Raw genomic sequence first — 25,627 nt, 5'->3', positions numbered from 1 at the left:
ACCCGAAGATGTACAGGGAACGGACAGGGCGTTGTGCCTGTCCGTTGAATGTTATTGTTCCTTATTCACGGCCCGAATTGCGAACTTTCGCAAAATCTTTTCGGCCGCCAGCGGGCAGTCGCTTATCGACGCCCCCACGCCCCACCCAGCCGCCGCAAGAATTCGGCCCCACAGCCGGACCGGTTTATCCTATCCCTATGTCCCCGTTTGCAACCATGACCACGCTGAACATCGTCCTTGGCATCCTGTTCATCATTGGCGCGCTCCTCTTCCTCATCCCGGGCGCGATGGCCACCGCCGGCAAGCTTCCCGGCAACAACGTCATCGGCCTCCGCCTCCCGGAGGTGCGCAAGAACGAGAGCACGTGGGTCACCGCCCACCGCGTCGTCGGGCCTTTCGCCCTACTGGCCGGCGTCGCTATGGCGATCGGCGCGGCGTTCGCCTTCATCGCGGAGGGCTGGGTCTGGGTCGCGCCGGCCGTCGCCCTCATCGCAGCGGTGGCCGCGTTCGCCGTCGGCGGCAACTACGGCACGAAGGCAGCCAAGCTTGCCGACGCCGCCCTGCACGAGCCCGACGAGCCCACCGAAGAGGCGCCGGCGCCCCAGGTGAACCTGGACGCGCTGCGCCGCGCGGCCGGAAAGGCCGACGGCGAGGAGTAGCGCCCCGCACCACCGCACCGCAATGTTTCACGTGAAACATTGCGGTTTTTTGTTTGCCCGCGCACGGCGACGCGCACTGGAAATACTTTCACGCCCACGCAGGACTTTTGCCAAACTGCTGCGGATCCCGCGCCGACCCGCTACCGTAGCTCTTGTGACCTACATGACTCTGACCAACTGGTGGTGGCGCGCGTAGACGGCGTGCCACCGATTGTAGGTTCCCCATTTCACGGCCCGCCGGCTTGGACCAACTCAAGCACCGCGGGCCTTTCCGCTCCAGAGCCCTCGGTGTCAGCACACACGAAGGACGACAATGAGCAACCCCCCGAATACTCCACCGGGCACCGCGCCCCAGGTAACGCGCCGCGACGTGCGCTACCACGCGGATGCCGCGAGCCTGTTCGCCCACCTCGGCGGCACCACCACGCCCGACTCCGTGCTGCTTGAGTCGGCCGACATCACCACCCGCTCCGGGCTCCAGTCCGTCGCGGTGCTGCGCGCCTCCCTGCGCGTGACCTGCCAGGGCGACCGCGTCACCGTACTCCCGCTCACCGAGTCCGGCCGAGTGCTTGCCGCGCGGCTCCGCGAGCAGCTGGAGGAGTACCTCACCCCGGGCGCCGAGGCCGACGTCTACGCGTTCCCCGCCTCCGACGCCGCGGACGAGCGCGAACGCCTCACCGCCATCTCCACGGTGGAAGTCCTGCGCGCGCTGACCACCGGCGCCGGGTACGGCGACGAGGACTTCCCGCTGCTCGCCGGCGGCTTCGCCTACGACTACCTCGAGACCTTCGAGGAACTACCACGGGTTGCCGACGGCGCGAACACGTACCCCGACTACCAGTACGTGCTCGCGGAGGTCCTGCTGCGCATCGACCACCAGTCCCAGACCGCGTACCTGGCAGGCGTGGACGCGGCCGGCGGGGGCATCGACCTCGACGACCTCGCCGCGCGTATCGACACCGCCGAGCCCGGCACCGCCGACGCGTACCAGCCGACCCCGAGCGCGGCCGGCACCTTGCGCGTGCGTACCGACATCTCGGACGAACGGTTCTGCGCTGACGTCGATAAGCTCAAAGGCAACATTGCCAACGGCGACATCTACCAGGTGGTGCCGGCGCGCAGCTTTATCACCGAGTGCGCCGACGCCTTCGCCGCCTACCTGCAGCTGCGCGCGACCAACCCGTCGCCGTACATGTTCTACCTCCGGGGCGTGGACACGCGCGGGGAGGCGTACGAGCTGTTCGGCGCCTCGCCGGAGTCCAACCTGAAGTACACCCAGGCCAACCGCGAGGTCCAGCTGTACCCGATCGCCGGCACCCGCCCGCGCGGCTTGGCCGAGGACGGCTCGATCGACCACGAGCTGGATACGCGCATGGAGCTGCAGCTGCGCACCGACGCGAAGGAGGTCGCGGAGCACACCATGCTGGTGGACCTGGCGCGTAACGACGTCGCCCGCGTGGCCGCTCCGGGCACCCGCAGGGTGGTCGATCTGCTGCAGGTGGACCGGTACTCGCGGGTGATGCACCTGGTCTCGCGGGTCACGGCCGAGCTGGCCGGGGACCTCGACGCCCTCGACGCCTACCGCGCCTGCATGAACATGGGCACGCTCACCGGCGCACCGAAGCTGCGTGCGACTGAGTTGCTGCGCGAGCTGGAGGGGCACCGGCGCGGTTCCTACGGCGGTGCGGTCGGGTACCTGCAGGGTAACGGCGACATGGATACCTGCATCGTGATCCGTTCCGCGTACGTCACCGGCGGCACCGCCGTGGTGCAGGCCGGGGCCGGTGTGGTGCGCGATTCCAACCCGCAATCCGAGGCCGACGAGACGTTGCACAAGGCCTACGCGGTGCTCAACGCGATCGCGCTGGCGGCCGGTGCCGAACTGGAGGTGGAGAAATGATCGCCCTGCTGGATAACCAAGACTCGTTTGTGTACAACCTGGTCGACGCGCTCGCTGAGTACGACTCAACAGTATTTCGCAACACCGTGAGCGCCGACACCGTGCTCGCTACTGAGCCAGACTTAATAGTGCTGTCTCCCGGGCCCGGGTACCCCGCAGACGCCGGGTGCATGGCCGAGCTCATCGACCGGGCGCAGGGGCGGATCCCCATCCTCGGTATCTGCCTGGGGTACCAGGCCCTGGTCGAGCATTTCGGGGGAGCGGTGCGGCCGTGCGGGCCGGTGCATGGGGCGTCGATAAGCATGGCCCTCACGGACGCCGGCCAGGACTCGCCGCTGTTTGCGGGCATGACCGTGGACGACATCCCGGGGCAGCGCGGGCGGCTCGTGCCGGTGGCGCGCTACCACTCGCTGGGCGCCACCGCGGTGCCGGCGGGGATGCACGCGCTCGCGCACACCGCCACCGACATCGGTGACGTGGTCATGGCCGCGGCGAGCGACGACGGCATGTCCCTTGGCCTGCAGTTCCACCCCGAATCCATCCTCACCCCGGCAGGGCCGACGATGCTGCGGCGCAGCGTGGACCTGCTGCTGAAGAAAGGAACGAACAATGGCAACCGATAAATCCCTGGCAATCCTCAAGCGCTTCCTGGACAACCATGCACCCTCGCTGGAGGAGGCGGTCGAGGCGTTCACCCCGCTCACGGTGGGCGATTACGACGACGTCCACATCGCCGCGCTGCTCGCCACCATCCGCACCCGCGGCGAGACCTTCGCCGACGTGGCGGGCGCGGCGCGCGCGTTCCTCGCGGCCGGCCGGCCGTTCCCCGTGACGGGGGAGGGGCTCATGGACACCGCGGGCACCGGCGGCGACGGCGCGGACACCATCAACATCACCACGGCCGCCTCGCTGGTCGCGGCCGCCGGCGGGGTGAAGATGATCAAGTGCGGCAACCGCTCGGTATCGTCCAAGTCCGGGTCGGCGGACGTGCTCGAGGCGCTGAACATCCCGCTGGACCTGGACCCGGAGCGCGCCGTGCGCCAGTTCGAGTCCTCCAACTTCACGTTCCTGTTCGCGCCGGCGTACAACCCGGCGATCGCGCACGTGCAGCCGGTGCGCAAGGCGCTCGGCGTGTCCACGCTCTTCAATACGATGGGCCCGCTGCTGTCGCCGGCGCGCCCCGAGTTCCAAATCATGGGCATTGCCAACCCGGCGCAAGGCCAGCTCATCGCAGAGACCATGCGCGAGCTCGGGCGCGGCCGCGCCATGGTTGTCCACGGGGCGGGCACCGACGAGCTCGCGGTCCACGGCGAATCGCAGATCTGGGAGCTCGACCGTGACGGCACGATCACCCACTCCACCGTCACCCCGGAGGAGCTCGGCCTCGCGCGCCACTCGCTGGAGGACCTGCGCGGTGGCGACGGGGAAGCGAACGCTGCGGCGATGCGCGCCACCTTCGCCGGCGAAGGCCCGCAGGCGCACCGCGACGCTGTCGCCGCCACCGCCGGCGCCATGTTCTACCTCTACGGCACCACCGACACCATCGCCGACGGCGTGCAGCATGCGCTCGCATTGCTTGCCGACGCCACCGTGCACACCTGGTTGCGCCGCCACGAGGAGGCTGACTACAGTGCCTAAGCCCGCCGAGTTGCCCACGGTGCTGGAGGATATTGTCGAGGGCCGAAAGGGTCACCTTACCGAAATCCGGCAGCGTGTCGCCCACGTCAATTTCGACACGTTACCCAAATCGGAGCGCTCCCTCTACGACAACCTCAAGCGGGAGGGGACGAGCTTCATCATGGAGTGCAAGTCCTCCTCACCCTCGCTGGGTCTGATCCGCAACCACTACGAGCCAGGCGCTATCGCGCGCATCTACTCCCGGTACGCCGCCGGCATCTCGGTGCTGTGCGAGCCGGACCGCTTCGGCGGAGACTACGACCACCTGGCGACCGTGGCGTCGAGCACCCACCTCCCGGTGTTGTGCAAGGACTTCATCATCGACGACGTCCAGGTCTACGCCGCCCGCTACTACGGCGCGGACGCCATCCTCCTCATGCTTTCAGTGTTGGACGACGCCACCTACGCCCGATTGTCCGCGCTCGCGGACTCGCTTGGGATGGACGTCCTCACCGAGGTGATCGACGAGGAGGAAGCGGCGCGCGCCACCCGGCTCGGGGCGCGCATCTTCGGCGTCAACCACAGGAACCTCCACGACCTCACCATCGACCTCACGCGCTCGGCCCGGCTGGCCACGCTCGCGCCCGAAGGGGCGGCGGTGGTTGCCGAGTCGGGCATCCGCGACGTCGAGACCGTGCGCCAGCTCGGCGCGCACTCCGACGGCTTCCTCGTCGGTTCGCAGCTGACAGGCCAGCCGGACGTCGACCTCGCTGCCCGCGAGCTGGTGTACGGGCCGAACAAGGTCTGCGGCCTCACCTCCTGGTCGGCGGCGCAGGCGGCCAAGGCAGCGGGCGCCGTCTACGGCGGCCTCATCTTCGAAGAGGCGAGCCCCCGCAATGTTTCACGTGAAACATCGGCTGACATTATCGCGCACGAGCCGGGCCTCAAGTACGTCGCGGTTTCCCGGCGGGCCTCCGGGTACGAGGACCTCATCCAGCCCGGCATCGCCGCCGTCCAGGTCCATGCGCCCTACCAAGGGTCGATCGAGGCGGAGCTCGACCTCGTCGGCCGCGTCCGCGGGGAGGTCGGCGCCGGCATCGAGGTGTGGCGCGCGGTTTCCATGAGCGCCGGTGATGGGGGCGGGGTCGCGCTGGGGCTGCAGGGGAGTGCGGACAAGCTTGTGCTCGACGCGCGCGACGGGGGCTCTGGCGAGACCTTCCGCTGGGCCGACATTCCGGCCCAGGTACGCGGCCACGCGCTGCTCGCCGGCGGACTCCACCCCGGCAACCTCGAGGATGCGCTCAGCGTCGGCTGCACGGGCGTGGACCTGAACTCCGGGGTGGAGTACCCGGCGGGCGCCGGCGCGTGGGCCGGGCGGAAGGACGCAGCGGCGCTGCGGCGCGCATTCAACATCATTGGCAATTACCACTACCCAAGGACGAACAATGAGTGATTACACCCACGGCGGCAGCACGATCCTGCCAGCCTACTACGGCGAGTTCGGCGGCCAGTACGTGCCGGAGTCGCTCCTCCCCGCGCTTGACCAGCTCGAGCGCGCCTTCGTCGACGCGTGGGAGGACGAAGAGTTCATGGCCGAATACCGAGGCCTGCTCCGCGACTACCTCGGCCGCCCCACGCCGCTCACCGAGTGCCGGAACCTGCCGCTCGATGGCGCCAACGCGCGGATCTTTCTCAAGCGCGAGGACCTCGTCCACGGCGGCGCGCACAAGACAAACCAGGTGATCGGCCAGGCGCTCCTGGCCAAGAAGATGGGCAAGACCCGCATCATCGCGGAGACCGGCGCCGGCCAGCACGGCACCGCGACGGCGCTCGCGTGCGCGCTCCTGGGCCTGGACTGCGTGATCTACATGGGAAAGGTCGACATGGCCCGCCAGGAGCCCAACGTCTACAGGATGCGTCTCATGGGCGCGGAAGTCGTCGGCGTGGACTCGGGCGCCGGCACGCTCAAGGACGCGGTGAACGAGGCGCTCCGCGACTGGACCGCCACCTTCCACGAGTCCCACTACCTGCTCGGCACGGCGGCGGGTCCGCACCCGTTCCCCAAAATGGTGAAGGAGCTCCACCGCGTCATCTCCACCGAGGCGAAGGCGCAGATGCAGGACCGCGTGGGCGCGTTGCCGGATGTGGTGTGCGCCTGCGTCGGCGGCGGCTCGAACGCGATCGGCATGTTTGCCGACTTCATCGAGGAGTCCGCCGTCGAGCTCGTCGGCGTGGAGCCCGGGGGAGAGGGTGTCGGCGTGGGCAAGCACGGGGCCGCGATCGCAGCCGGTACCGTGGGCATCCTCCACGGCACGCGCTCCTACCTCATGCGCGACGCCGACGGGCAAGTGGAGGAGTCCTACTCCATCTCCGCCGGGCTTGACTACCCGGCCGTCGGCCCCGAGCACGCGCACCTGGCCAAGTCCGGGCGCGCTCGGTACGCCCCCGTCACCGATGAGGCGGCGCTGCGCGCGTTCCAGATGCTGTCTCGGTACGAGGGCATCATTCCGGCCCTCGAGTCCTCGCACGCGCTCGCGTACGCGCTCGACCGCGCAGCCTCGCACCCGCGCGATGCAGAGCCCCTGACCATCCTCGTGTCGCTCTCGGGCCGCGGAGACAAGGACGTCGCGCACGTTCGCGCGACCCTGGAGGACCACCCGGACTGGGTAATTGCACGGAAGGAGACCAACTAAGATGTCCACCCCTACTACGTCACGTTACGATTCAACGTTCGCGGCACTGCGGGCGAAAGGCGAGGGGGCATTCGTCCCCTTCGTCATGCTGTCCGACCCCACCCCCGAGGACGCGCTGCGCATTATCGACGCCGTCGTGACCGCCGGAGCCGACGCCCTCGAACTCGGCGTTCCGTTCTCCGACCCGGTCGCGGACGGTCCCGCGATCCAGGCGGCTCATGTGCGTGCGCTGGACGGAGGCGCGAGCGTCGATAAGGCTCTCGCGCAGGTGCGGACCATCCGCGAGCGCTACCCGGATCTCCCCATCGGCATGCTCATCTACGCCAACGTCGCCTACGTGCGCGGGTTGGACGAGTTCTACGCGGCGTTCCGCGATGCGGGAGCGGACAGCGTGCTCCTGCCCGACGTGCCCGTGCGCGAGTCGGCAGCGTTCAGTGCGGCGGCGGAGGCGGCGGGCATCTGCCCGATCTACATCGCACCCGCAAAGGCGAGCGCGCAGACGCTCGAGGGGGTGGCGGCGCAGTCCCGTGGCTACATCTACGCCATCTCCCGCGACGGCGTGACCGGGGCCGACAAGGCCGCATCAGTGGAGGGTCTGCGCGAAGTGGTGGACAACGTGCAGTCGTACGGCGGGGCGCCGGTGCTGCTTGGCTTCGGCATTTCAACTCCGCAGCACGTCGCCGACGCGATCGCGGCCGGCGCGGCAGGCGCGATTACCGGCTCCGCCATCGCCAACATCGTGTCCAAGTACACAGAGCACACGCACCCCGAGCCGGCGCGGATTACGGACATGGACGCGCTCACCGGGGAACTATCCGCCTATGTCGCACAGATGAAAGAGGCTACGATAAAGGCATGACTTGTTCACGACGCCTCTTCCTCCTCGGCACTGCCACCACCTTCGCCGGCGCGTTCCTCGCCGCCTGCGGCGAGCCCCCGAGCGAGGAGGTAGCCAAGACCGCGGTCCCCGTGGGCAGCTCGGTCATCCTCGACCACTTCATCATCGCCCAGCCGACCGCCGGCGAGTACGTCGCCTACTCTTCGGTCTGCCCGCACCAGCAGCAGAAGATCACCGTCGTCGAGGGCGAGAACGTGAAGTGCACCGCGCACGGCTCCGTGTTCAATACCGCCACGGGTGAGAAGGTGTCCGGCCCCTCCGTGGCGGGGCTGCGAGAAGTGCCGTTGGAGGATCAGGGCGAAAACCTAGTCGCGACCGACGGACAAGTCTAGGTTCACCCAGATACCCCATTACTGCGATCTCCAATGGTTGGCATTCCAATCGTTGGGGGACTCAACTATCGCGCCGCACCTACTCCTGCAGCGCCGCGCGGTCCCATCCGCGGAAGTACGAATCCGGGTACGGCAGTTCCGCCGGTGCCGCACCGAGTTCCCGCAGCGCGTCAATGGCCCACCCGGCATTGCGCAACGCCGCGCGACCGATGAGGACCGCGTCGGCCTCTTCGCGGTCTAGGATGGCTTGGGTCTGGGTGGCGTCGACAAGCATGCCCACCGCGGCGGTGGGGAGACCGGCGGCCTCGCGGACGCGGCGGGCGAAGTCGACCTGGTACCCGGGCGCGGCAGGGATGTCGGCGGGGACGTTGCCGCCGGTGGAGACGTCGATGAGGTCCACGCCGGCGTCGGCGAGCAGGGGAGCGAGGCGCTCTGTATCCTTCGCGCGCCAGCCGTCGGGCTCGACCCAATCGGTAGCGGAGAGGCGCACGAGCAGTGGCATGCCCTCGGGGATGGCCGCGCGGACGGCGTCGACGACCTCCCGCAGGAGGCGGGTGCGGCCGTCGAAGTCGCCGCCGTACTCGTCGAAGCGTTGGTTGGACATGGGGGAGAGGAACTGGTGGAGCAGGTAGCCGTGCGCGCCGTGGATCTCCACGAGGTCGAACCCGGCGTCAACGGCGTGCTTCGCGGCCTGGGCGAACTGCCCGGGCACGGCGCGAACCTCCTCCAGCGTCATCGCGCGGGGGACGGCCTGCCCGTCCGCGGCGATCGCGCTCGGGCCGAGCGTTTCCCAGCCACCCTCCTCCGGCGGCACTGTCCCGCGCCCCTTGTTGTCGGGCAACATGGGGTAGGTTGACGCCTTCCGGCCCGCGTGGCCCAGCTGGATCCCCATCTTCGCACCCATCTCGTGCGCGAAGTCCACGATCGGCGCCCACGCCTTCGCGTGCTCGTCGGACCAAATACCCGCGCAGAACGGGGAAATGCGTCCCTCGGGCACGACGCCGGAGGCTTCCGCGATGATGAGCCCGAAGCCGCCTGCGGCGCGCGCCCCGTAGTGCACCATGTGCCAGGACCGCGGGATGCCGTCGCGCCCGCTCGCCTGGTATTGACACATCGGCGGCAGCCAGATGCGGTTGCGGATTTCCAGGTCGCGGAGTGTCAATGTGTCGCTCAATCGCATGCGCCCCAGCATAGACTTCAACCATGCCAAACTTCCTCACCCGCATCGACCCCCTGGTCGCCGGCATCATCGTCTCGGCCCTCATCGCGTTCGTCCTGCCCGCGCGGGGCGCTTTCGCCGACGGATTCAGCGTCGCGGTCAAGCTCGCGATCGCGCTCCTCTTCTTCCTCTACGGCGCGCGCCTCTCCACCCGCGAGGCCCTCAACGGCCTGACCCACTGGAGGCTCCACGCCGCCATCCTCGCGTGCACGTTCGTCGTGTACCCGCTCATCGGCATCCTCCTTCGCCCGCTCTCCGCGGTCGTCTCGCCGGAGCTCTACCAGGGCATCCTCTTCCTCACGCTCGTGCCGTCGACAGTCCAATCCTCCGTCGCGCTCACCGGCATCGCGCGCGGCAACGTCAGCGGCGCGGTCGTCGCCGCGAGCCTCTCATCGCTCGTCGGCGTGGTCGCCACCCCGCTCCTCGCCATGCTGCTCATGCGCTCGAGCAGGGGAGTGCTTATCGACGCCTCCGTCTTCCTCGACATTTCCATCCAACTCCTCCTCCCGTTCCTCCTCGGCCAACTGGCTCACAACTTCCTGCCCCCGGTCCGCGAGATCGCCGCGTCCAAGGCGACCAAGATCGTGGACCGCGGGTCGATCTGGATGGTCGTCTACTCGGCGTTCTCCCAGGGCGTCGTCGCCGGAGTGTGGACGCAGCTGCCGCTGTGGCAGATTCTGTTTCTCATCGCGCTTGCGGCGGCCCTCGTCGTGGCGATGCTGTGGGTGACGGGCTGGGTGCCGGGCACGCTCGGCTTCAACCGCGCGGACACCGTGGCCATCCAGCAGTGCGGGACGCAGAAGTCGTTGGCCACGGGCCTGCCCATGGCCTCGGTGATGTTTGGCGGGGCGACCCTGGGCACCCTCATTATTCCGCTCATGATCTACCACATGACGCAGCTGGTGATCTGCTCCTCGTACGTCTCGCGCTACGCTGGTGCCGACGAATCGCAACACTAGAAGGAGATGTTTCACGTGAAACATTACGTGCGCATCCACTACCAGGTGCCGGAGCTCGGGGGAGAGCTGCTCAACATTGCGGAGCTCGAGGAGATCTCGAGCGACCGCTGCACCATGGTCCGCATGATCGAGCTGGACCCGAACGAGACCATCACCGGTGTGTACACCGAAGGACGCGTCATCGGCCAGGCCAACGAGCCGATGGGCGCGGTGCCGCACCCCGACTCCTACGACGCGCTGGAGGGCATCACCTCCACCCGCCTGACCCGGATGGAGTTCGAGGGGCTCTGGGGCGAGGCGAAGGTGAAGTTCCCGGAGATCGGGTAGGGGAGCTACCCGAGCAGGTCGTCGAAAAGCAGCTCCCTGAGCTTGGCGTAGGTGACCTCGTATGAGGCCGAATTCTTGCCGACGGTTTGCGGGTTCCAGTTGGCCATCTCGATGATCGGCTTCAGCGCGCCGACGAGCTTGGTCAGGTTGCCCGGCGCCTGCAGGAACTCCAGCGGCGGCTTGTGCCATGTCAGGCGTCCGGCCTCGGCGTCGTCTTTGATCAGCGCCTGGATGCTGAACAGGAGCGGGATGAGGTAGCCGGCCGGCGGCACCTCGTGCTCAACAAGCTCGTTCGTGACCAGGGTGCGGTTCGTGCCCTTCGACGTCTTCTTCACCGCGCCGATGCGCCCGAAGGAACCGCCGTTCTCGTTATAGGCGTCCTTGAAGCCGGTGTAGATGTAATCGTGGCAATTGAGGATGTCAACGATCATCTCGAAGGCCGACGCGATGTAGCCGTCGAGGACCACGTAGCTCTTCCCGTCGTCTGTCTTCTCGGCCGCGCCGTCCGCCTCGACCAGGTCGGTGAATCGCTGCAGCGAGGCCGCCTTGCTGGAGTACGCGGAGGTTGGCGTGATGGGCTTGATGCCGTAGTTGCCAAGCGTCGGCACCTTGCCCAGCGACACCCACAGCAGCGAGACGAGCATGCGGGGGTCGATCCGCTTGTTGTCGTTGGTACTCCACGTGACCTGGTCAGCCAGCTCTGCAGGCATGGACTCCTTGAGGAAGTCGAAGACGCCGCTCTTGTTCGCGATCGCGTCGGCCGCCAACTGGGCGTTCTGATTGCGGTTCGCGCAGATGCCCATAATCAGGTTGTTGAACTCAGCGAGGCCGTCGCCAACATCCGGGCCCGCGAGGGGCGCGATGATCTCGAGCGGGACGAGCGCGTCGAGGGTAGGGGAGGTCTCCTGGCGCAGCGCCTTGAGCGCATTCGTGTTCTCGGCCCAGGCTTCCTTGAGCTGGTCCCAGTACTTGATCTTGCGCAGCACCTTCTCGTTCGCGCCGACCTCTCCGAGGAGTACCAGCGCGATGGCCATCAGGTTGTGGCCGCCGTCGAGGACGCCTTCGCGTTCCGGGTCCGCGAAGTGCAGTTGGAAGCGATCACGGTCGCGCTCGACCACGTCCGAGGATCCGATCAGGATGCCCTTGGAGTAGAAGGGGAGCATCTCCGGCGCAGTCTGGATCGTCTGCATGATGTCCTCGGTGATCGTCGTGCGCTTCGGACGACGGGGGTTCGCGGTGAGATCCTCGATACTGATGAGGTCAACCAGGTTCTTGATCTTCACCGCGCCGCTGATGCGGTAGAGGGGACCGACGTTTGCGTCGTTGCGCAGTTCGACCTTGAAGGTGACGGTTTTGTCTTGAGTGTCTATGGACATGGTGGATTCCTTTCCTGTTGGGGTGTTCGACACACGACTGGATGCGTATGCACCGACCCCAGGAGCCCCGGAATCCACCTGGCCGTCCGGCCGAGTTCAGCCCACCGCCCTGTCCAGGGCAGTTCACGTTGTCGACGTGGCGACCTTGTATCAACCACTGGTACCGAGCATAAGTGCTCCGGGTTAGGAACGCAACCTTCTATTTGGTGATATAGGTCGCACATTAGAGACAGCTGCTTTTGTTCCGGTGGCACTGATACAACAACGCCCCCGAGCCCGACTGCACACAGTTGGCCCGGGGGCGTAAAGCTACCTCGGTACGAGGCGCTCGAGCTTAGAACGGGAGCTTGATGTTGCCCAGGCCCGGAACTGCGCCGCTTGCAGCGACGGCAGCCAGGACGCCGAGTACGAGCGCGCCGATACCGGTACCGAGCAGGATGTTGGCGGTCTTGCCCGGTGCCCAATCGTTCGCCTTGTCGCTCTTGATGGAGGACAGGAATGCGTCGCTCAGATCCTTGGACTCGCCATCCTTGCCCTCGGTAGACGCCTTGACGATGCCGGTGGCCTTGTCCTTGTTGGCCTCGAAGTAGTCCTTTGCGGCCTCATCGGTGATGTCGGAGGAGCCGGTCTTCTCCCCATCCTTGCCCTCAGCCTGGGAAGAAGAGGCTCCCTGATCCTCCTTCGGGCCGTTGGCGTCATCCTGCGCGTACGCCGGAGCGACGGCGAGGGACAGTGCGGTTACTGCTGCGAGTGCAGCGGATGCGGAGCGCTTCATGGGAAGTTCCTCTCTCGTAGGGGTCGAGGGGCGGGGTCGCACCTCGATGAGGGTTAAACCGAGAACGTTCTGTTCAAGGTGCGCAAGCATTTGCCAGAAAAACCTTTGGCAGCTGCTTACTATTTGACGTATCGAAGCGGTTGCGCGAAGCGTTACCCCGTTTGTCTCTATTTTCATAAATACTTTTCGTTACTTCGGGGGTACTGCCTCGTGCCCACAGATGACACCGACCCACGCAAAACCCCCCAGCCACCGAGACTTCAACGAGCCTCTAGCTGGGGGTGCGAATGAGCTGCCCGGAAATTAGGGCAAAGCTGCGACTAGAACGGCATGTTCGGCAGCAGACCCGCCTGGTTGGCAACGAAGCCGATGGCACCAAGGCCAGCGGCTGCGACAGCGACCCAAGTGAGGATCCAGCCCGCCTGCGTAGCCTGGTACGCCTGATCGGCACTGGAGCCCTGCTCTACGGATCCGACGATCATGTCCTTCGCACCGTCGGTCTTCGGGGCAGCGCCGTAACCCTCATCCTCGAGCTTCTTGTCGAGCTTGCGCTTTTCCATACCCTGTCGAGCACCCTCTTCAGCGCCCTGAAGAGTATCCTCCACAACGCCCTTCGGTCCTTCGACGGCTTCGCGCACACCCTCGATGAATTCGTTCGAATCTTCCGCAGCCTGCGCCGGAACAGCGGCGAGGGAGAGGGCGGTAACGGTAGCGAGTCCCGCGGCAATGGTGCGCTTCATCAGATACTCCTTATGTCGGTTCACATTCCATGCCTGTGGTCGGCAGTGCAGACAAGGCTACCGCTACGTTTCTGTATTTGTCCAGAGTTCTATGGACATCGGGGAGGATTGTGCCGGCGCTACTCCCGTGGCACACACAGATACCGATATGAGGATACCGTTCTCGCCGCCCAGGAGCGCGTTGTCGGGGTCTTACTATCGGTATTTACCGGCCCCCGGCCCCAACACACCGCCGAACCTAGAACACCAGGTTCACCAAGGCCATGTACAAAAGTGTGCCGGCGAAGATTGAGAGGCCGGGGGAGCGTCGCCAAGCGTGGAGCGCAAGCGTCGCAACGCTCGCGATCAGGGCAGCGCCAACCCCGCCCGGGGCATAGGATGCGCCGCCAATCGTGTACACCACGAGGACCGTCATCACGCCGACGGGCATGTAGAGCCCGAGGAACTCAATGAACGGGCTGCCCTTGAGCAGTTTGAGGAAGGAGAAGGGCAGGGCCCTTAACGCCACTGTGACGAAACAGACTGGGATGAGGACCGCCCACACCATCGACGCGGTAATCCCAACAGGCAGTCCCATTAGCGCACCCTCCACGTGAGTTTCTTGTCCAACGCCGGAACCCAGTAACGCACGAGCAAGAGGAGGAAGTACGCAATCAGTGACACCATGAGCATCGAGGAGGGCACCAGCACCATCGCCAGAATGCCCATCCCCATTGCAAGCACGACGGCCCCGAAGTCCCGGGAAGACTGCAGGGCCTCGTACGCCAGGACGATGAACAGCGCGTTGAGCGCGAACTCCATGCCTTGCACGTCGGGCGGGATGATTTGGCCGGCGAGCGCCCCGATGATCCCGGGGATGACCCACAATAGCTGGCACACCACCTGGATGGTTAGCAGCCGGGGACCGCTCACCGGGGCGTTGGGGCCGCGGGCGGAGACGATGGCGTAGGTCTCGTCGGTAAGCGCGTACGCGGAGTAGCGGCGGCCCCACCACGAGCGGATGAGGTGGCGCGGGTAGGTGAGCCCGTAGAAGATGTGGCGGAAGTTCACCATGAAGCCGGTGACGGCGGCAGACAGCGGCCCGATCCCGGACGCGACCATATTGATGGCCAGGAACTCCATCGACCCGGCGTAGATGACCACTGAAAAGATCGGCGTCCACCACCAGGCGAAGCCGGATTGGGTCATAAGGAGGCCGAATGCGAGGCCGAGCGGGATCAACCCCAGCCCGACGAGCCACATGTCCTTAATGCCTGCGCGCACTTCATCCAATGTTTCACGTGAAACATGCAATGTTGCTCCACCTGCCCTCCTGCGGGCCGGGTCAGCCCGCTATTCGCTTTGCGCTGCCCACCACGCCTTGAGCTCCGCGACCGCCTCGTCGTGATCGAGCTCGCCGCGCTCGAGTCGCAATTCCTTCATGTACTTCCACGCCTTGCCCACCTGGGGGCCCGGCTCGAGCCCGAGAATCTGCATGATCTCGTTGCCATCAAGGTCGGGGCGCACGCGGGCGAGGTCCTCCTTGGCCGCGATGTCCGCGATGCGCTCTTCCAAATGATCATAAGTGCGCTGCAGGCGGCGTGCCTTCTTTGGATTCCTCGTGGTGCAGTCGGCGCGCACCAGCTTGTGCAGCCGGGGGAGGAGGTCGCCGGCGTCGGTGACGTAGCGGCGCACCGCGGAATCCGTCCACTGGCCCTCGCCGAAGCCGTGGAAGCGCATGTGCAGAAACACGAGCTGACCCACATCCTCAATCACGTGCTTCGGGTACTTCAGCTTCCGCATGCGCTTGCGCGTCATCTTCGCCCCGACCACCTCGTGGTGGTGGAAGCTCACGCCACCGCCCTCCTTGGCCGCGCGGGTATCCGGCTTGCCAATGTCGTGCATGAGCGCCGCCCACCGCAGCTTCAGGTCCGGGCCCTCGTCCTCCAGCTCGGTCGCCTGCCGCAGCACCGTCAGCGAGTGGCGGTACACGTCTTTGTGCTGCATGTGCTCGTCCTGCTCCAGCTGCAGCGCTGGAATCTCCGGCAGCACCTCGTCGGCAAGACCTGTCTGCACGAGCAGATCGATGCCCTCCCAAGGGCGCGCACCGAGCATGAGCTTGTCCAGCTCCGCCTGCACACGCTCGACGGTGATGCGGTCGATCTCGCCGGCCATCGCACGCATCGCATCGAAGACGCGTGGCGCGACCTCGAAGCCGAGCTGGGAGACAAAGCGCGCGGCGCGCAGCATGCGCAGCGGGTCGTCCCGGAACGAGATCTCCGGCGCCTGGGGCGTGTCGAGCCGGCGCGCGAGCAGATCGTCGAGTCCGCCGACGGGATCGTGGAAGGTGGGGGTGAGGGTGGCGTCGACAAGCGAAAGCTCGATCGCCATCGCGTTGCAGGCGAAGTCGCGCCTGACCAGGTCGCCCTCGAGCGTGTCGCCGAAGGTGACCTCGGGGTTGCGCGTCACGCCGTCGTAGAGATCGGCGCGGAACGTCGTGATCTCGACCTGCTTGCCGTGCTTCACCGCGGCGACGGTGCCAAACTCGATGCCCGCGTCCCACGTGTTTTCGCCCCATTCGCGCAGAATCTCCTGCGTCACCTCCGGCCGCGCCGACGTGGTGAAATCGAGGTCGTGCCCGAGCCTGCCCAGCATCGCATCGCGCACCGGCCCGCCGACCATATATAAGGTCTCGCCGCGCTCCGCGAAACGAGCGGCCAGCGGCGTCAAGAATGGGGCAAGCTTATCGACGCCCCCCTGCGCACGCGCCAACAACACCGCCGCCGCGTTGGGGTCGTCAGCGTCGGGGAGGTCGAACAGGGGAGGGTAAGTCTTCGGCGTAGTCACCCGTCACACGATACCTGCCCGTTCCCGTGGACCGTAAGGGCCTGTTAAATACCACAAACGGCCCGCTGACCGATACGATAAGGCGGATGAACGAGAACACACGGCCCTCCCAGGGCTCCGCACCCAACCGCACCGACGCCCGTCCCAACGGCGCCGGCGGTAGCGGTGGCGCCGGCGGCGCCAGGGGAGCGGATTCCAACGGGGCAACCAGCAGGGCGGCCAGGCCAAGCAGAGCGAGAACGGCGGCGGCAACGGCAACCGCGGCCGTGGGGGTCGGCGCCGCCGCCACCGCGGGCGCGGCGGAAGCCAGGCCAAGAACCAGCCGAAGAACCAGTCCAAGGGCCAACCAAAGAACCAGTCCAACGGGAAGGACGACGCCAAGGGCGGCAAGGGCAAGCACCCCAAGGGCGGCAAGAATGCTGCGCGGCGGAAGCGGGGCCGGGGCGGGAATCGTCGTCAATCGCACTACAGCCACCACGAGAACTCGGGGATGGTCACGCGGGACGAGACGTCGGCGGGCGGCCTCGTCGTGTCCGGGCTCGCCGAGGCGGTGCACCCGGAGACCAAAAAGGTGGACATGTCGCAGCTGTACGTGGCGCTGATCGGGCGCCTCGACCGCCGCCGGCGACTCCTCTGGTCCATGCCCAAGGGCCACGTGGAGGACGGCGAGCACCAGTGGCGCACCGCGGAGCGCGAGGTGTGGGAGGAGACCGGCATCGTCGGCGAGGCCTTCGACACCCTCGGCACGATCGATTACTGGTTCGTCTCCGACGGGGTGCGCATCCACAAGACGGTGCACCACAACCTGCTCCGCTACGTCGACGGCATCCTCAACGACGAGGACCCCGAAGTCACCGAGGTGGCCTGGGTGCCGCTGAGCGAGCTCATCGAGCGGCTCGCCTACGCGGACGAGCGCAAACTGGCCCGCGTGGCGTACGACCGTCTCCCGGACCTGGCGCGCGCCGAGTTTGAGGCCGGAAGGGTCACCCCGCGATGACCCACGGCCACGGCGGGAGCACCAGACCCATGCACGCGCGGGCGGTCGGCGCGCTCGGCGCGGCGGCCCTCTTCGTCGTCGGCGCACCGGGCCTGTCCGTCGCGGGCATCCCGGCGACGCTCCCCGTGCCCACCGACCCGTCCGACCCGTCGGTGACGGACCAGTGGGTCAACCCCAACGTCCGCGAGGGGGAGGGCGCACTGGCCAGGCTCGCCGCGATCGAGGCACCAGACTCGGTCCAGGCGCACGATCCGTTTCACGTGAAACTTCGCGTCACCAATACGTCCCAGCGCACGCTCAAGGGCCTGAGCATCGTGCCCCGCCGCGGCCCGCTCACCGGCTCGGTCGCGGACCAGCGCATGGCCACGATCGCGGCGACTGGCGAGTACGGCGTGGCGGGGGAGCGCGTGAGCGTCGATAAGCGCATCGCCGCGGGCGAGTCCGCCGAGATCGACGTCGACCTGCACAGCGATTCCCTCGGCCTCAGCGCGCTCGGCACGTATCCCGTGAGCCTGGTGCTTGTCGACGCCAACGGCGCCCCGCTCGACTCCGAGCGCTTCCACCTCACGGTGCGCGGGCTCGCCGACGGCGCCGCCCCCGGCGGCATGACCGCCCTGTACCCAATTGCCGCGCCGGTGGACATCGTCCCCGGGGAGACCGGCGACGCGCCCGAGGAGCCCCAGCTGGTCCTCGCCTCCGACGCCCTGGCCACCGAGATCGCGCCCGGCGGAAGGCTGGACCAGCTCGTGGACGGCTACCTCGCCGCGACGCAGACGCCCGCGGTCCGCGAGGCCACGTGCGCCGCCATCGACCCGGCGCTCGTGGACACCGTCGACCGGATGAGTCGCGGCTACGTCATCTCGCAGGAGCGCCAGCCGGTGGTGAAGGAACCGCAGCGACTCCGTGACTCCTGGGGCTCCCACGACGACGATTGGTCGCCGGCCCCTGGGCCAGGCCAGGACGACGCGGCCGCGTTCCTGGAAAAACTGCGGCAGGTCTCGGCACAAAGCTGCACCGTGGCCCTGCCGTGGGCGAACGCAGACCTCGACGCCGTCGCGCGCACTGGGGACCCGTGGCTCATGCGCGAGGCGATCGAGCGCGGCCCGACCGTCCTGGAGCGCATCCTGGGCAACGCGGGGATGCTCAATACGGTCGTCCCCGGCAATACGGCGCTGGAGGGGGAAAGCATCCCGGCCCTCGGGTGGGCGGACCACTCCCGGTCCACCGTCGCCGAGGAGGGGATGCAGGCCGCGTGGGAGCGCACCGAGGCGCTCGCGGCGCAGGCGGCCGCCGAGCACACTGGCGTCGACGCCCTGGAGGCGAACACGCCCGGCTCCGCCAGCTCCGCCGCGGCGCCCATGCCCGTGCAGACCGTGCGCGTGCTGCTCCCCGGCAACACGATCGAGTCCGGGTCACCCGCCGGCGATGTTTCACGTGAAACATCGGAAGGGGACGGCCCCGCGGCGCAGCGGTTCGCGTGGGCCGCGCCGAACGTTCTCGCGGTGGGGTACCAGGACGACTTGGCATCGGTGCTCGCCACCGTCGGTCCCGCACCGACCACCGTGTCCTACGCCCCCGAGGTCACCCGCTTCGACTACACCATGGACTCCGACCACTCGCGCGCCGTCAACGCTGCATCGGCCATCCGCCTCGCTGCGCAGCAGGCGTGGACGTGGGAGGGCGAACCGGCGACGGAGCCGGTGCTGGTGAACCCGCCCGCGACGTGGGACGCGGACACCGCGTCGGTGCTGCTGGGCACAGTGGCGGACCTGGTGACCAACGGCGGGGCGCAGCCCGTGTCGCTCAACGCCTACCTGGAGGCACCCGCAGAGGTTCCGGCCGCCGCGAACGTGGGCACCCCGTACTCCGACCCGGGTGCGTTCACCGACTCCGAGATCATGGCCACCACGCAGCAGGCGCGGTTTACCAACGACCTCACCGAGCTGCTTGCGCCGGACTCCTCCATCGCACTGACCCGCTACGGGTACACGCTCCCGCTGCGCCGCGACCTCATCACCGCGCTGAGCACGGGCGAGCGGCGCAGCGTGCACGAATACTCCGACGCCGCCGCCGCGACGAGCGGCCGACTCGCCGGCTCCCGGGACACGCTGACAGAGCTGCGCCGTTCGGTTGCGCTGATTCCGCCGGGGAATGTGTACACGCGGACGTCGCCAAGCAGCCCTTTGCTCATCGTCGCCCAAAACGGCATGCCGCTGCCCGTGCAAACGTCGATTCAGTACCGCGGGCCCGAGGGCGCGACGCTCAACGTGCCGCGCGAGATGCGGATTCCCGCGCGGGGCTCCGTGACCGTGCAGATGACGGCGGACCTGCCGGAGACGAAGCGGGGGACCGACCTGAAGCTGTTCCTCGCGGGGCCGAAGGGCGCGCCGATGTCGCAGCCCGTGGACATCACCGTGCGCACCGCGGCGATCGCCGTGCGCGGGTGGGTGTTCGTCGCCGCGCTCAGCGCCGTCGTGACGGTGCTGCTCGCGCTCACGGTCGGGCGGAAGCGACGCTCGCGGGCCCCCAACTCAGGCGAGCACGCGCCGGCGGCGACCGGGAACGACCCGCCGCCACACGCGCCACCCACCCAGCCGCCGAACAGGCAGCCGCACAACCCGGACGAACCACCAAACCCGTGATTGGAGAACATCCGTGACACAGCAGGATGACGCCGAGCGCACCGCTGGCTTACGCCGGCGCATCGTCACCCCGGCGCCGCCCGCCCCGGTGCCGCAACCACCGGCCAAGGTTCAGGGCCCGGAAGAGGACCCGAACCAGCCCGACAAATCGATGCTGACCACCAGCCCCAAGGGCGAAAGCAGCGAGTCCGACGCCGCGCAGTCCGCGGCGCCCGGAGGCAACGCCAAAGACAGCAAAGAGAGCAAGGACGCAGCCTCCACGGACACGATCCACGTCGTCGACATCGACGACGAGGACCTGGACGCACCCGCCGGGGCAGGCGCCGCAGCGGCGACCGCAACACTCGAGGCCCCAACCAAAACCGACAAGGACAGCGACACCAGTGCCGCGGACACCGGTGACGGCGAGGAGGGCACGAGCAACACCTCGGTCGTGCGCGCCACCGGCTCCATGGCGGTGGCCACCCTCATCTCCCGCGTCACCGGCTTCATCCGCACCGTGCTCATCGGCGCGGCGCTCGGCCCCGCGGTCGCCTCCGCCTTCAACACGGCCAACACCCTGCCCAACATCATCACCGAGATCGTGCTGGGCTCCGTCCTCACCGCCCTGGTGGTGCCGGTGCTGGTGCGCGCCGAGAAGGAAGACGAGGACCACGGCGCCCGCTTCATCCGACAGCTGTTCACCCTCACCGTCACGCTCATGACGGTGGTCACCGTGCTCGCCGTCGCGTGCGCGCCACTGCTGACGCGGCTCTTCCTGGACGACGAGGGCAAGGTCAACGTGGTCCAGGCGACCTCGTTCGCCTTCCTGGTGCTGCCGCAGATCTTCTTCTACGGGCTCTTCTCGCTGTTCATGGCGATCCTGAACACGAAGGAGCACTTCCGGCCCGGTGCGTGGGCGCCGGTGGCAAACAACGTGGTCTCCATCGCGGTGCTCCTGCTCTATATGTTGCTGCCGGGGAGTTTGAATCCGGCGGCGCCGGCGTCGATAAGCAATCCGCACGTCGCGCTGCTGGGTCTGGGCACGACGCTCGGCGTGGTGGTGCAGTGCCTCATCATGATGCCCGCGCTGCGGAAGCTACGGATTGACCTACGGCCGCTGTGGGGCATCGACGATCGCCTCAAGCAGTTCGGCGGCATGGCGCTGGCCATCATTACGTACGTGGCGATCAGCCAGGCGGGCTACATCGTGACCACGCGCATCGCCTCGACCGCGAACGAAGCCGCGCCGATCATCTACCAACAGCACTGGATGCTGCTGCAGGTGCCGTACGGCATCATCGGCGTCACGCTCCTCACCGCGATCATGCCGCGCCTGTCGCGCAACGCCGCCGACGGCGACGACGAGGCCGTCGTGCGCGACCTCACCCTGGGCACCAAGCTGACCTTCATCGCGCTGATCCCCATCATCGTCTTCATGACGGCGCTGGGCCCGGACATCGGGCACGCCCTATTCGCCTACGGCAACTTCGACGGCGACACCGCCCGCACCCTCGGCCTGACGATTAGCTTCTCCGCGTTCACGCTCATCCCGTACGCGCTCGTCATGCTGCACCTGCGCGTGTTCTACGCGCGCGAGGAGGCGTGGACGCCCACCATGATCATCGCCGGCATCACCGCCACGAAGATCGTGCTGAGCTACCTCGCGCCCATGGTGGCGGACTCCACCCAGTCAGTCGTGGTGCTGCTCGGCGCGGCCAACGGCTTCGGGTTCATCGCGGGCGCGCTCATCGGCGCGTTCCTGCTGCGCCGCAAGCTCGGCACGCTCGAGGCCGCGACGATCATGCGCACCTCGCTGTGGGCCGCCGGCGCAGGCCTGATCGGCATCGCCGTCACGTTCCTCATCCGCTGGCTGGTCCGCGACGTCGCCGGCATCAACGTCCCGCGCGCGCTGGGCTCGCTGATCGGCCTGCCCTCACTGGGCTTCCTCATCGAGGTGGCCATCCTGGGCGTCCTCTTCCTCATCGTCACCGGCCTGGTGCTCTCGCGCTCGAAGCTGCCTGAGGTGCAAAACCTGGGCCGCGCGCTCACCCGCATCCCGGGCCTGGGCCGCTTCATCCGGCCGGACGACACCGCCGCCATCGAGGTCGGCGAGGTGGACCCGCGCGACGTGTCCACCCAGTTCCTCGTTGCCGACACCTTCAACGCCAGCCCGGTCCCGCCGCCGATGTCCGCCGGCGTGGTCCGCGGCCCGCGCCTCGTCCCGGGCGCGAACGTGTCCGACGGCCGCTTCCGCCTCATCCGCGACCACGGCGCCACCACCGGCGCCCGCTTCTGGCAGGCCCGCGAGCTGTCCACCGGCGCACCCGTGGCGCTCACTTTCGTGGACACCACCGGGCCACCGGGTGCAAGGCGTCGTGGTGTGCGTTTATACACATCTAGATGGGTATAGGGGACGGCCGCCGGCGTTGCCCGCCGCACCCGCAAGCTCGCGCGCCTGGGCCACCCTGCGATCGCCGACAACATTGAGATCCTGTCCTACCGCTCCGGCGCCCTCATCGTGGCGGACTGGATCGAGGGCTCCTCGGTAAAGGCGGTCGCGGAGAGCGGCCAGACACTGCACACCGAGGCCGTGGCCAACGCGCTGGCGCCGCTCGCCGGGGCGCTGGCCACCGCCCACGAGCAGGGCATCCCGCTCGGCCTGGACAACCGCCAGCGGCTGCGCGTAGACACCGACGGCCACGTCCGCCTCGCGTTCCCCGCCGTCCTTCCGGATGCGTCCGGCCCCGCCGACGCCGAGGCCTTCGCGTCCGCGCTCCAGCTGCTCACCACCAACGTCAACTCCGACGCGCTCGACGGCATCACGCAGCGCACCAGGGCGCTTGTCGACGCCGACGCGATCGAAAACAGCGACTTCCACGACCTCGAGGACGCGCTGCGCCGCGAGGCGAACCTGCCGGCGCCGGGAGAGAAGCCCACCTCCGCCAACCGGGGCGGCTCGACCGTCGTCGCCACCGCCGCGGCGTCCGCCAACGAGGCGTCCGAAGAGACTGCCACCGAGGACGAGCTTGTCGAGCCGATCGCAGAGACCACCCACGACCCGGACGAGGTCCCCGGCGGCTTCGGTTCGCGCCGCTACGGCACGATCACGGTCACGCTGCTGACGGCCATCGCGGTCGGCGCCGTGGTCCTCATCGCGATCCTCACCACCTCGCTGGTCGGACTGTTCTCCGGCAACGACATCAACTCTCCGGTCACACAAAACTCGGTGGAGCAGGGCGCGGAAAACCTGGAGCGGGAAGCGCAGGAGGCCACAGAGTCCGCAGGGCTGCCCGTGATCATCGGGCCGCTCGAGGCCACGGCGATCGGCGCGGCGCAGGACGCAGCGCAAGGCACCGACCTCTCGCCGGTGGTCGACGGCGACCGCGCGACCAGCGCGACCGTCACCCGCGGTGAAGGCGTCAAGCTCGCCCCGCCGGAGTCCGCCGGCGCCGTCAACGTGGAGCAAATGCTCATTGACACCACCTCCGACGGCGGCCCCTACGAGATCTACGGCGTGCCCGCGGACTTCCCCGCAGAGCAGGAGAGCGCGCTGGACGTGCAGTCGCTGCCCAAGCTCGCGGAGGGCAAGTTCCACCCGGGGCAGAATAGCGTCGACGTCACCGACGACGTGAAGCTGCGCGGCGTCATCCTCCAGCTGCCGGCGTTTGAGAAGTCGAACAGTGTGGAGGTCAAAGAGGTTTCGGTGATTGGCTACACGGAGCTGCGGTGACGTGGCGTCGATAAGCGTTGAGCTCGAGCGCTGAATATTATTGCCCGGTCCCTCCCCGCAACGGGGGCGGATCGGGCATAATTGTGCGCGGGAACACATCATTCGGGGGAATTTTGGGGGAAACATGTCATATCGGACTGACCGCGAGCTCGTCCGCGCGCACGCAACCGGCGACCCGGCTGCGTTTACGGATATTGTGCGCAAGCACGGCCCGCAGCTCTACCGCGTGGCGCGCACGCACACGCACAATGACCAGGACGCGCAGGACATCGTGCAGGAGGCGCTGTTGAAGGCCTACCGCAACCTGCACCGCTACCGCGGCGAATCCAAGCTGGGGACGTGGCTGCACCGTATGACGGTCAACGCCGCCATCGACCACCTTCGCCGCACGTCGCGCAAGGACTTCGAGGTGAGCATTGACAACGAGGATGCCGTCGACCGGGACCGCAACGCCAGCCTCGCCCACGACCCGTTGCGCGCGCTCGATTCCTACATGACCGTGCGCAACGCCGTCGCCGCGCTGCCTCGCGCGCAGCGAGGGGCCCTCTTGCTTATCGACGTCCACGGCCTCTCCGTCGAACACGCCGCCAAGGAACTGGGCGTCAAGCCCGGGACGGTGAAGTCCCGCCGCTCCCGCGCCCGCTCTGCAGTGGCGGACCAACTCCTGGCGCGCGGCTAACGTAGCGCTGAACTGCGGGAATCTCCCGCGGGCGTGGCGCGTTGAGTGGGGAAGTAGACTGTTGCGAGATTACGGCTACAACCACAATCGCGATGATGAGGCGGAGGACACATGACAAAGCCAGATTTCAACCTGCTTTCTATGAACGTGCTGGGCGATACGCCCGCCGAGAAGAAGGGCGAGCCGGAGGCCGCACCGGCGAAGGGCAGCGGCGATGAGAAGGTGCACGACGTGATCATCGTCGGCTCCGGCCCGTCCGGCTACACCGCCGCCCTCTACGCGGCCCGCGCGGAGCTTAACCCGCTGGTGTTTGAGGGCTACGAATTCGGCGGCGAGCTCATGAACACCACCGAGGTCGAAAACTTCCCCGGCTTTGAGGACGGCATCATGGGTCCCGAGCTCATGTCCAGCATGCGCGCCCAGGCCGAGAAGTTCGGCGCGGAGCTGCGCCCCGAGCTGGTCGAGCGCGTCGACTTCTCCGGCGACGTGAAGAAGGTCTACGTCGACGGCGAGGAGTTCAAGGCCCGCGCGATCATCCTCGCTACCGGCGCCGCACCGCGCCACCTGGGCATCCCGGGCGAGGAGGAGCTCACCGGCCGCGGCGTGTCCACCTGCGCGACCTGCGACGGCTTCTTCTTTAAGGACCACCACATCGCCGTGGTCGGCGGCGGCGATTCCGCGATGGAGGAGGCCACCTTCCTCACCACCTTCGGCTCCAAGGTGTCCATCATCCACCGCTCGGAGAACTTCCGCGCCTCCCAGATCATGCTGGACCGCGCCCGCGACAACGAGAAGATCGAGTTCATCACCAACACCGTCGTCGACGAGGTGCAGGAGGCAGACGGCAAGGTCAGCGGCCTGAAGGTCCGCAACACCCAAACGGGCGAGGAGTCCGTTCTGGACGCCACAGCGCTCTTCGTGGCAATCGGCCACGACCCCCGCTCCGCCTTCCTGGAGGGACAGGTCGCTACTGACGAGGGCGGCTACATCCAGGTGGAGGACCCGACGACCAAAACCAGCGTCCCGGGCGTCTTCGCCGCGGGCGACGTGGTCGACCACATCTACCGCCAGGCCATCACCGCCGCCGGCTCCGGCTGCCGTGCCGCGATCGACGCGCAGCACTACCTCAATACGCTGTAGGCCGTGGCGCGTGGGCGTCGTGAAGCGAGGCCCAGCAAGCTGTAATGGTTCTGTTACTTCGCTGGGCGGGCGCGCGAGCCGGGGATTTAGCGGGCGCGACTAGACTAGGGGAGCCGGAACCGAGAACACGTGAAGG

At 67.7% G+C, this 25,627-nt stretch carries 20 protein-coding genes and 2 pseudogenes; 15 read left to right on the top strand and 7 right to left on the bottom strand.

Going from position 1 to position 25,627, the window contains the following annotated elements:
- The first annotated feature begins 197 nt into the window (after positions 1 to 197).
- The 8 genes from CKJ84_RS00425 to CKJ84_RS00390 all read left to right on the top strand — a co-directional run bounded on the left by CKJ84_RS00425 (position 198) and on the right by CKJ84_RS00390 (position 8,099).
- Entirely contained in the window at positions 198 to 659 is a 462-nt protein-coding gene (locus CKJ84_RS00425) for an SdpI family protein (RefSeq protein WP_233125421.1), read from the top strand.
- Positions 660 to 972: 313 nt separating this feature from the next.
- Positions 973 to 2,559 (top strand): anthranilate synthase component 1, encoded by a 1,587-nt coding sequence (locus tag CKJ84_RS00420; RefSeq protein WP_095545578.1) that lies wholly within the window; start codon positions 973 to 975, stop codon positions 2,557 to 2,559.
- Positions 2,556 to 3,182, top strand: a complete 627-nt coding sequence (locus CKJ84_RS00415) for a gamma-glutamyl-gamma-aminobutyrate hydrolase family protein (protein WP_095545577.1) — start codon at positions 2,556 to 2,558, stop codon at positions 3,180 to 3,182. Before CKJ84_RS00420 ends, CKJ84_RS00415 begins: the two co-directional genes overlap by 4 nt.
- The gene (gene trpD, locus CKJ84_RS00410; RefSeq protein WP_095545576.1) at positions 3,169 to 4,197 is read left to right on the top strand and encodes an anthranilate phosphoribosyltransferase; all 1,029 of its coding nucleotides are present in this window, start codon (positions 3,169 to 3,171) and stop codon (positions 4,195 to 4,197) included. Before CKJ84_RS00415 ends, trpD begins: the two co-directional genes overlap by 14 nt.
- Positions 4,198 to 4,207: 10 nt before the next feature.
- Positions 4,208 to 5,629, top strand: coding sequence for a bifunctional indole-3-glycerol-phosphate synthase TrpC/phosphoribosylanthranilate isomerase TrpF (gene trpCF / locus CKJ84_RS00405; protein WP_233125529.1), 1,422 nt, complete (start codon positions 4,208 to 4,210; stop codon positions 5,627 to 5,629).
- Positions 5,622 to 6,869 carry a tryptophan synthase subunit beta gene (gene trpB, locus CKJ84_RS00400; protein ID WP_095545574.1) on the top strand — a complete coding sequence of 416 codons (1,248 nt, stop codon included), beginning with the start codon at positions 5,622 to 5,624 and terminating at the stop codon, positions 6,867 to 6,869. The genes trpCF and trpB overlap by 8 nt, the downstream gene beginning before the upstream one ends.
- A 1-nt stretch (position 6,870) precedes the next feature.
- Positions 6,871 to 7,728 carry a tryptophan synthase subunit alpha gene (gene trpA, locus CKJ84_RS00395; RefSeq protein WP_095545573.1) on the top strand — a complete coding sequence of 286 codons (858 nt, stop codon included), beginning with the start codon at positions 6,871 to 6,873 and terminating at the stop codon, positions 7,726 to 7,728.
- Positions 7,725 to 8,099, top strand: a complete 375-nt coding sequence (locus CKJ84_RS00390; protein WP_095278640.1) for a Rieske 2Fe-2S domain-containing protein — start codon at positions 7,725 to 7,727, stop codon at positions 8,097 to 8,099. The genes trpA and CKJ84_RS00390 overlap by 4 nt, the downstream gene beginning before the upstream one ends.
- 79 nt (positions 8,100 to 8,178) lie before the next feature.
- Here the strand turns inward: CKJ84_RS00390 and CKJ84_RS00385 are convergent, their stop codons facing one another.
- Entirely contained in the window at positions 8,179 to 9,279 is a 1,101-nt protein-coding gene (locus CKJ84_RS00385) for an NADH:flavin oxidoreductase/NADH oxidase (RefSeq protein ID WP_233125420.1), read from the bottom strand.
- A 23-nt stretch (positions 9,280 to 9,302) separates the two neighbouring features.
- On the opposite strand from CKJ84_RS00385, the gene CKJ84_RS00380 reads away from it, so the two are divergent.
- Positions 9,303 to 10,277 (top strand): bile acid:sodium symporter family protein, encoded by a 975-nt coding sequence (locus CKJ84_RS00380; RefSeq protein WP_095545572.1) that lies wholly within the window; start codon positions 9,303 to 9,305, stop codon positions 10,275 to 10,277.
- Positions 10,278 to 10,283: 6 nt separating this feature from the next.
- Complete coding sequence (locus CKJ84_RS00375; RefSeq protein ID WP_095278643.1) at positions 10,284 to 10,604, top strand: hypothetical protein; 321 nt, start codon at positions 10,284 to 10,286, stop codon at positions 10,602 to 10,604.
- Between the two features lie 5 nt (positions 10,605 to 10,609).
- Here CKJ84_RS00375 and CKJ84_RS00370 read toward each other — a convergent pair whose 3' ends face one another.
- The 6 genes from CKJ84_RS00370 to CKJ84_RS00345 all read right to left on the bottom strand — a co-directional run bounded on the left by CKJ84_RS00370 (position 10,610) and on the right by CKJ84_RS00345 (position 16,252).
- A complete protein-coding gene (locus tag CKJ84_RS00370) occupies positions 10,610 to 11,980 on the bottom strand; it encodes an AIPR family protein (protein WP_095545571.1) in 1,371 nt (456 codons plus the stop codon).
- 334 nt (positions 11,981 to 12,314) lie between these two features.
- Positions 12,315 to 12,755, bottom strand: coding sequence for a hypothetical protein (locus CKJ84_RS00365; RefSeq protein WP_095545570.1), 441 nt, complete (start codon positions 12,753 to 12,755; stop codon positions 12,315 to 12,317).
- A gap of 320 nt (positions 12,756 to 13,075) precedes the next feature.
- Entirely contained in the window at positions 13,076 to 13,495 is a 420-nt protein-coding gene (locus tag CKJ84_RS00360; RefSeq protein WP_095545569.1) for a hypothetical protein, read from the bottom strand.
- Positions 13,496 to 13,733: 238 nt separating this feature from the next.
- Positions 13,734 to 14,072 (bottom strand): branched-chain amino acid transporter permease, encoded by a 339-nt coding sequence (locus CKJ84_RS00355; protein WP_095535545.1) that lies wholly within the window; start codon positions 14,070 to 14,072, stop codon positions 13,734 to 13,736.
- On the bottom strand, positions 14,072 to 14,737 hold the full coding sequence (locus tag CKJ84_RS00350) for an AzlC family ABC transporter permease (protein ID WP_095546359.1): 666 nt from the start codon (positions 14,735 to 14,737) through the stop codon (positions 14,072 to 14,074). Before CKJ84_RS00350 ends, CKJ84_RS00355 begins: the two co-directional genes overlap by 1 nt.
- A 90-nt stretch (positions 14,738 to 14,827) precedes the next feature.
- Positions 14,828 to 16,252, bottom strand: a complete 1,425-nt coding sequence (locus CKJ84_RS00345; protein WP_369801160.1) for a CCA tRNA nucleotidyltransferase — start codon at positions 16,250 to 16,252, stop codon at positions 14,828 to 14,830.
- A 559-nt stretch (positions 16,253 to 16,811) separates the two neighbouring features.
- Here CKJ84_RS00345 and CKJ84_RS00340 point away from each other — a divergent pair.
- From CKJ84_RS00340 to trxB, 5 genes and pseudogenes are all read left to right on the top strand, one after another.
- Positions 16,812 to 17,318 (top strand): annotated as a pseudogene (locus CKJ84_RS00340) (NUDIX hydrolase); the annotation flags it as partial.
- Positions 17,319 to 17,347: 29 nt separating this feature from the next.
- On the top strand, positions 17,348 to 19,960 hold the full coding sequence (locus tag CKJ84_RS00335; protein ID WP_198949221.1) for a hypothetical protein: 2,613 nt from the start codon (positions 17,348 to 17,350) through the stop codon (positions 19,958 to 19,960).
- Between the two features lie 13 nt (positions 19,961 to 19,973).
- Positions 19,974 to 23,672, top strand: a pseudogene (locus tag CKJ84_RS00330) (murein biosynthesis integral membrane protein MurJ).
- Between the two features lie 124 nt (positions 23,673 to 23,796).
- Positions 23,797 to 24,351 (top strand): RNA polymerase sigma factor, encoded by a 555-nt coding sequence (locus tag CKJ84_RS00325; protein WP_095545567.1) that lies wholly within the window; start codon positions 23,797 to 23,799, stop codon positions 24,349 to 24,351.
- Positions 24,352 to 24,462: 111 nt separating this feature from the next.
- On the top strand, positions 24,463 to 25,491 hold the full coding sequence (gene trxB, locus CKJ84_RS00320; protein ID WP_095535541.1) for a thioredoxin-disulfide reductase: 1,029 nt from the start codon (positions 24,463 to 24,465) through the stop codon (positions 25,489 to 25,491).
- Positions 25,492 to 25,627: the final 136 nt, after the last annotated feature.

Source organism: Corynebacterium sp. NML 120412 (assembly GCF_002285155.1).
In the GTDB taxonomy this organism is placed as follows: domain Bacteria; phylum Actinomycetota; class Actinomycetes; order Mycobacteriales; family Mycobacteriaceae; genus Corynebacterium; species Corynebacterium gottingense.
Note: the sequence above shows the minus strand (reverse complement) of the source record. Positions and strands in the feature narration are given on the sequence as shown.

Bases quoted from the DNA above. Each gene is read 5' to 3' on its own strand.
- CKJ84_RS00425 (WP_233125421.1), top strand. From the start codon at position 198: ATGTCCCCGTTTGCAACCATGACCACGCTGAACATCGTCCTTGGCATC.
- CKJ84_RS00420 (WP_095545578.1), top strand. From the start codon at position 973: ATGAGCAACCCCCCGAATACTCCACCGGGCACCGCGCCCCAGGTAACG.
- CKJ84_RS00415 (WP_095545577.1), top strand. From the start codon at position 2,556: ATGATCGCCCTGCTGGATAACCAAGACTCGTTTGTGTACAACCTGGTC.
- trpD (WP_095545576.1), top strand. From the start codon at position 3,169: ATGGCAACCGATAAATCCCTGGCAATCCTCAAGCGCTTCCTGGACAAC.
- trpB (WP_095545574.1), top strand. From the start codon at position 5,622: ATGAGTGATTACACCCACGGCGGCAGCACGATCCTGCCAGCCTACTAC.
- trpA (WP_095545573.1), top strand. From the start codon at position 6,871: ATGTCCACCCCTACTACGTCACGTTACGATTCAACGTTCGCGGCACTG.
- CKJ84_RS00390 (WP_095278640.1), top strand. From the start codon at position 7,725: ATGACTTGTTCACGACGCCTCTTCCTCCTCGGCACTGCCACCACCTTC.
- CKJ84_RS00385 (WP_233125420.1), bottom strand. From the start codon at position 9,279: ATGCGATTGAGCGACACATTGACACTCCGCGACCTGGAAATCCGCAAC.
- CKJ84_RS00380 (WP_095545572.1), top strand. From the start codon at position 9,303: ATGCCAAACTTCCTCACCCGCATCGACCCCCTGGTCGCCGGCATCATC.
- CKJ84_RS00375 (WP_095278643.1), top strand. From the start codon at position 10,284: ATGTTTCACGTGAAACATTACGTGCGCATCCACTACCAGGTGCCGGAG.
- CKJ84_RS00370 (WP_095545571.1), bottom strand. From the start codon at position 11,980: ATGTCCATAGACACTCAAGACAAAACCGTCACCTTCAAGGTCGAACTG.
- CKJ84_RS00365 (WP_095545570.1), bottom strand. From the start codon at position 12,755: ATGAAGCGCTCCGCATCCGCTGCACTCGCAGCAGTAACCGCACTGTCC.
- CKJ84_RS00360 (WP_095545569.1), bottom strand. From the start codon at position 13,495: ATGAAGCGCACCATTGCCGCGGGACTCGCTACCGTTACCGCCCTCTCC.
- CKJ84_RS00355 (WP_095535545.1), bottom strand. From the start codon at position 14,072: ATGGGACTGCCTGTTGGGATTACCGCGTCGATGGTGTGGGCGGTCCTC.
- CKJ84_RS00350 (WP_095546359.1), bottom strand. From the start codon at position 14,737: ATGTGGCTCGTCGGGCTGGGGTTGATCCCGCTCGGCCTCGCATTCGGC.
- CKJ84_RS00335 (WP_198949221.1), top strand. From the start codon at position 17,348: ATGCACGCGCGGGCGGTCGGCGCGCTCGGCGCGGCGGCCCTCTTCGTC.
- CKJ84_RS00325 (WP_095545567.1), top strand. From the start codon at position 23,797: ATGTCATATCGGACTGACCGCGAGCTCGTCCGCGCGCACGCAACCGGC.
- trxB (WP_095535541.1), top strand. From the start codon at position 24,463: ATGACAAAGCCAGATTTCAACCTGCTTTCTATGAACGTGCTGGGCGAT.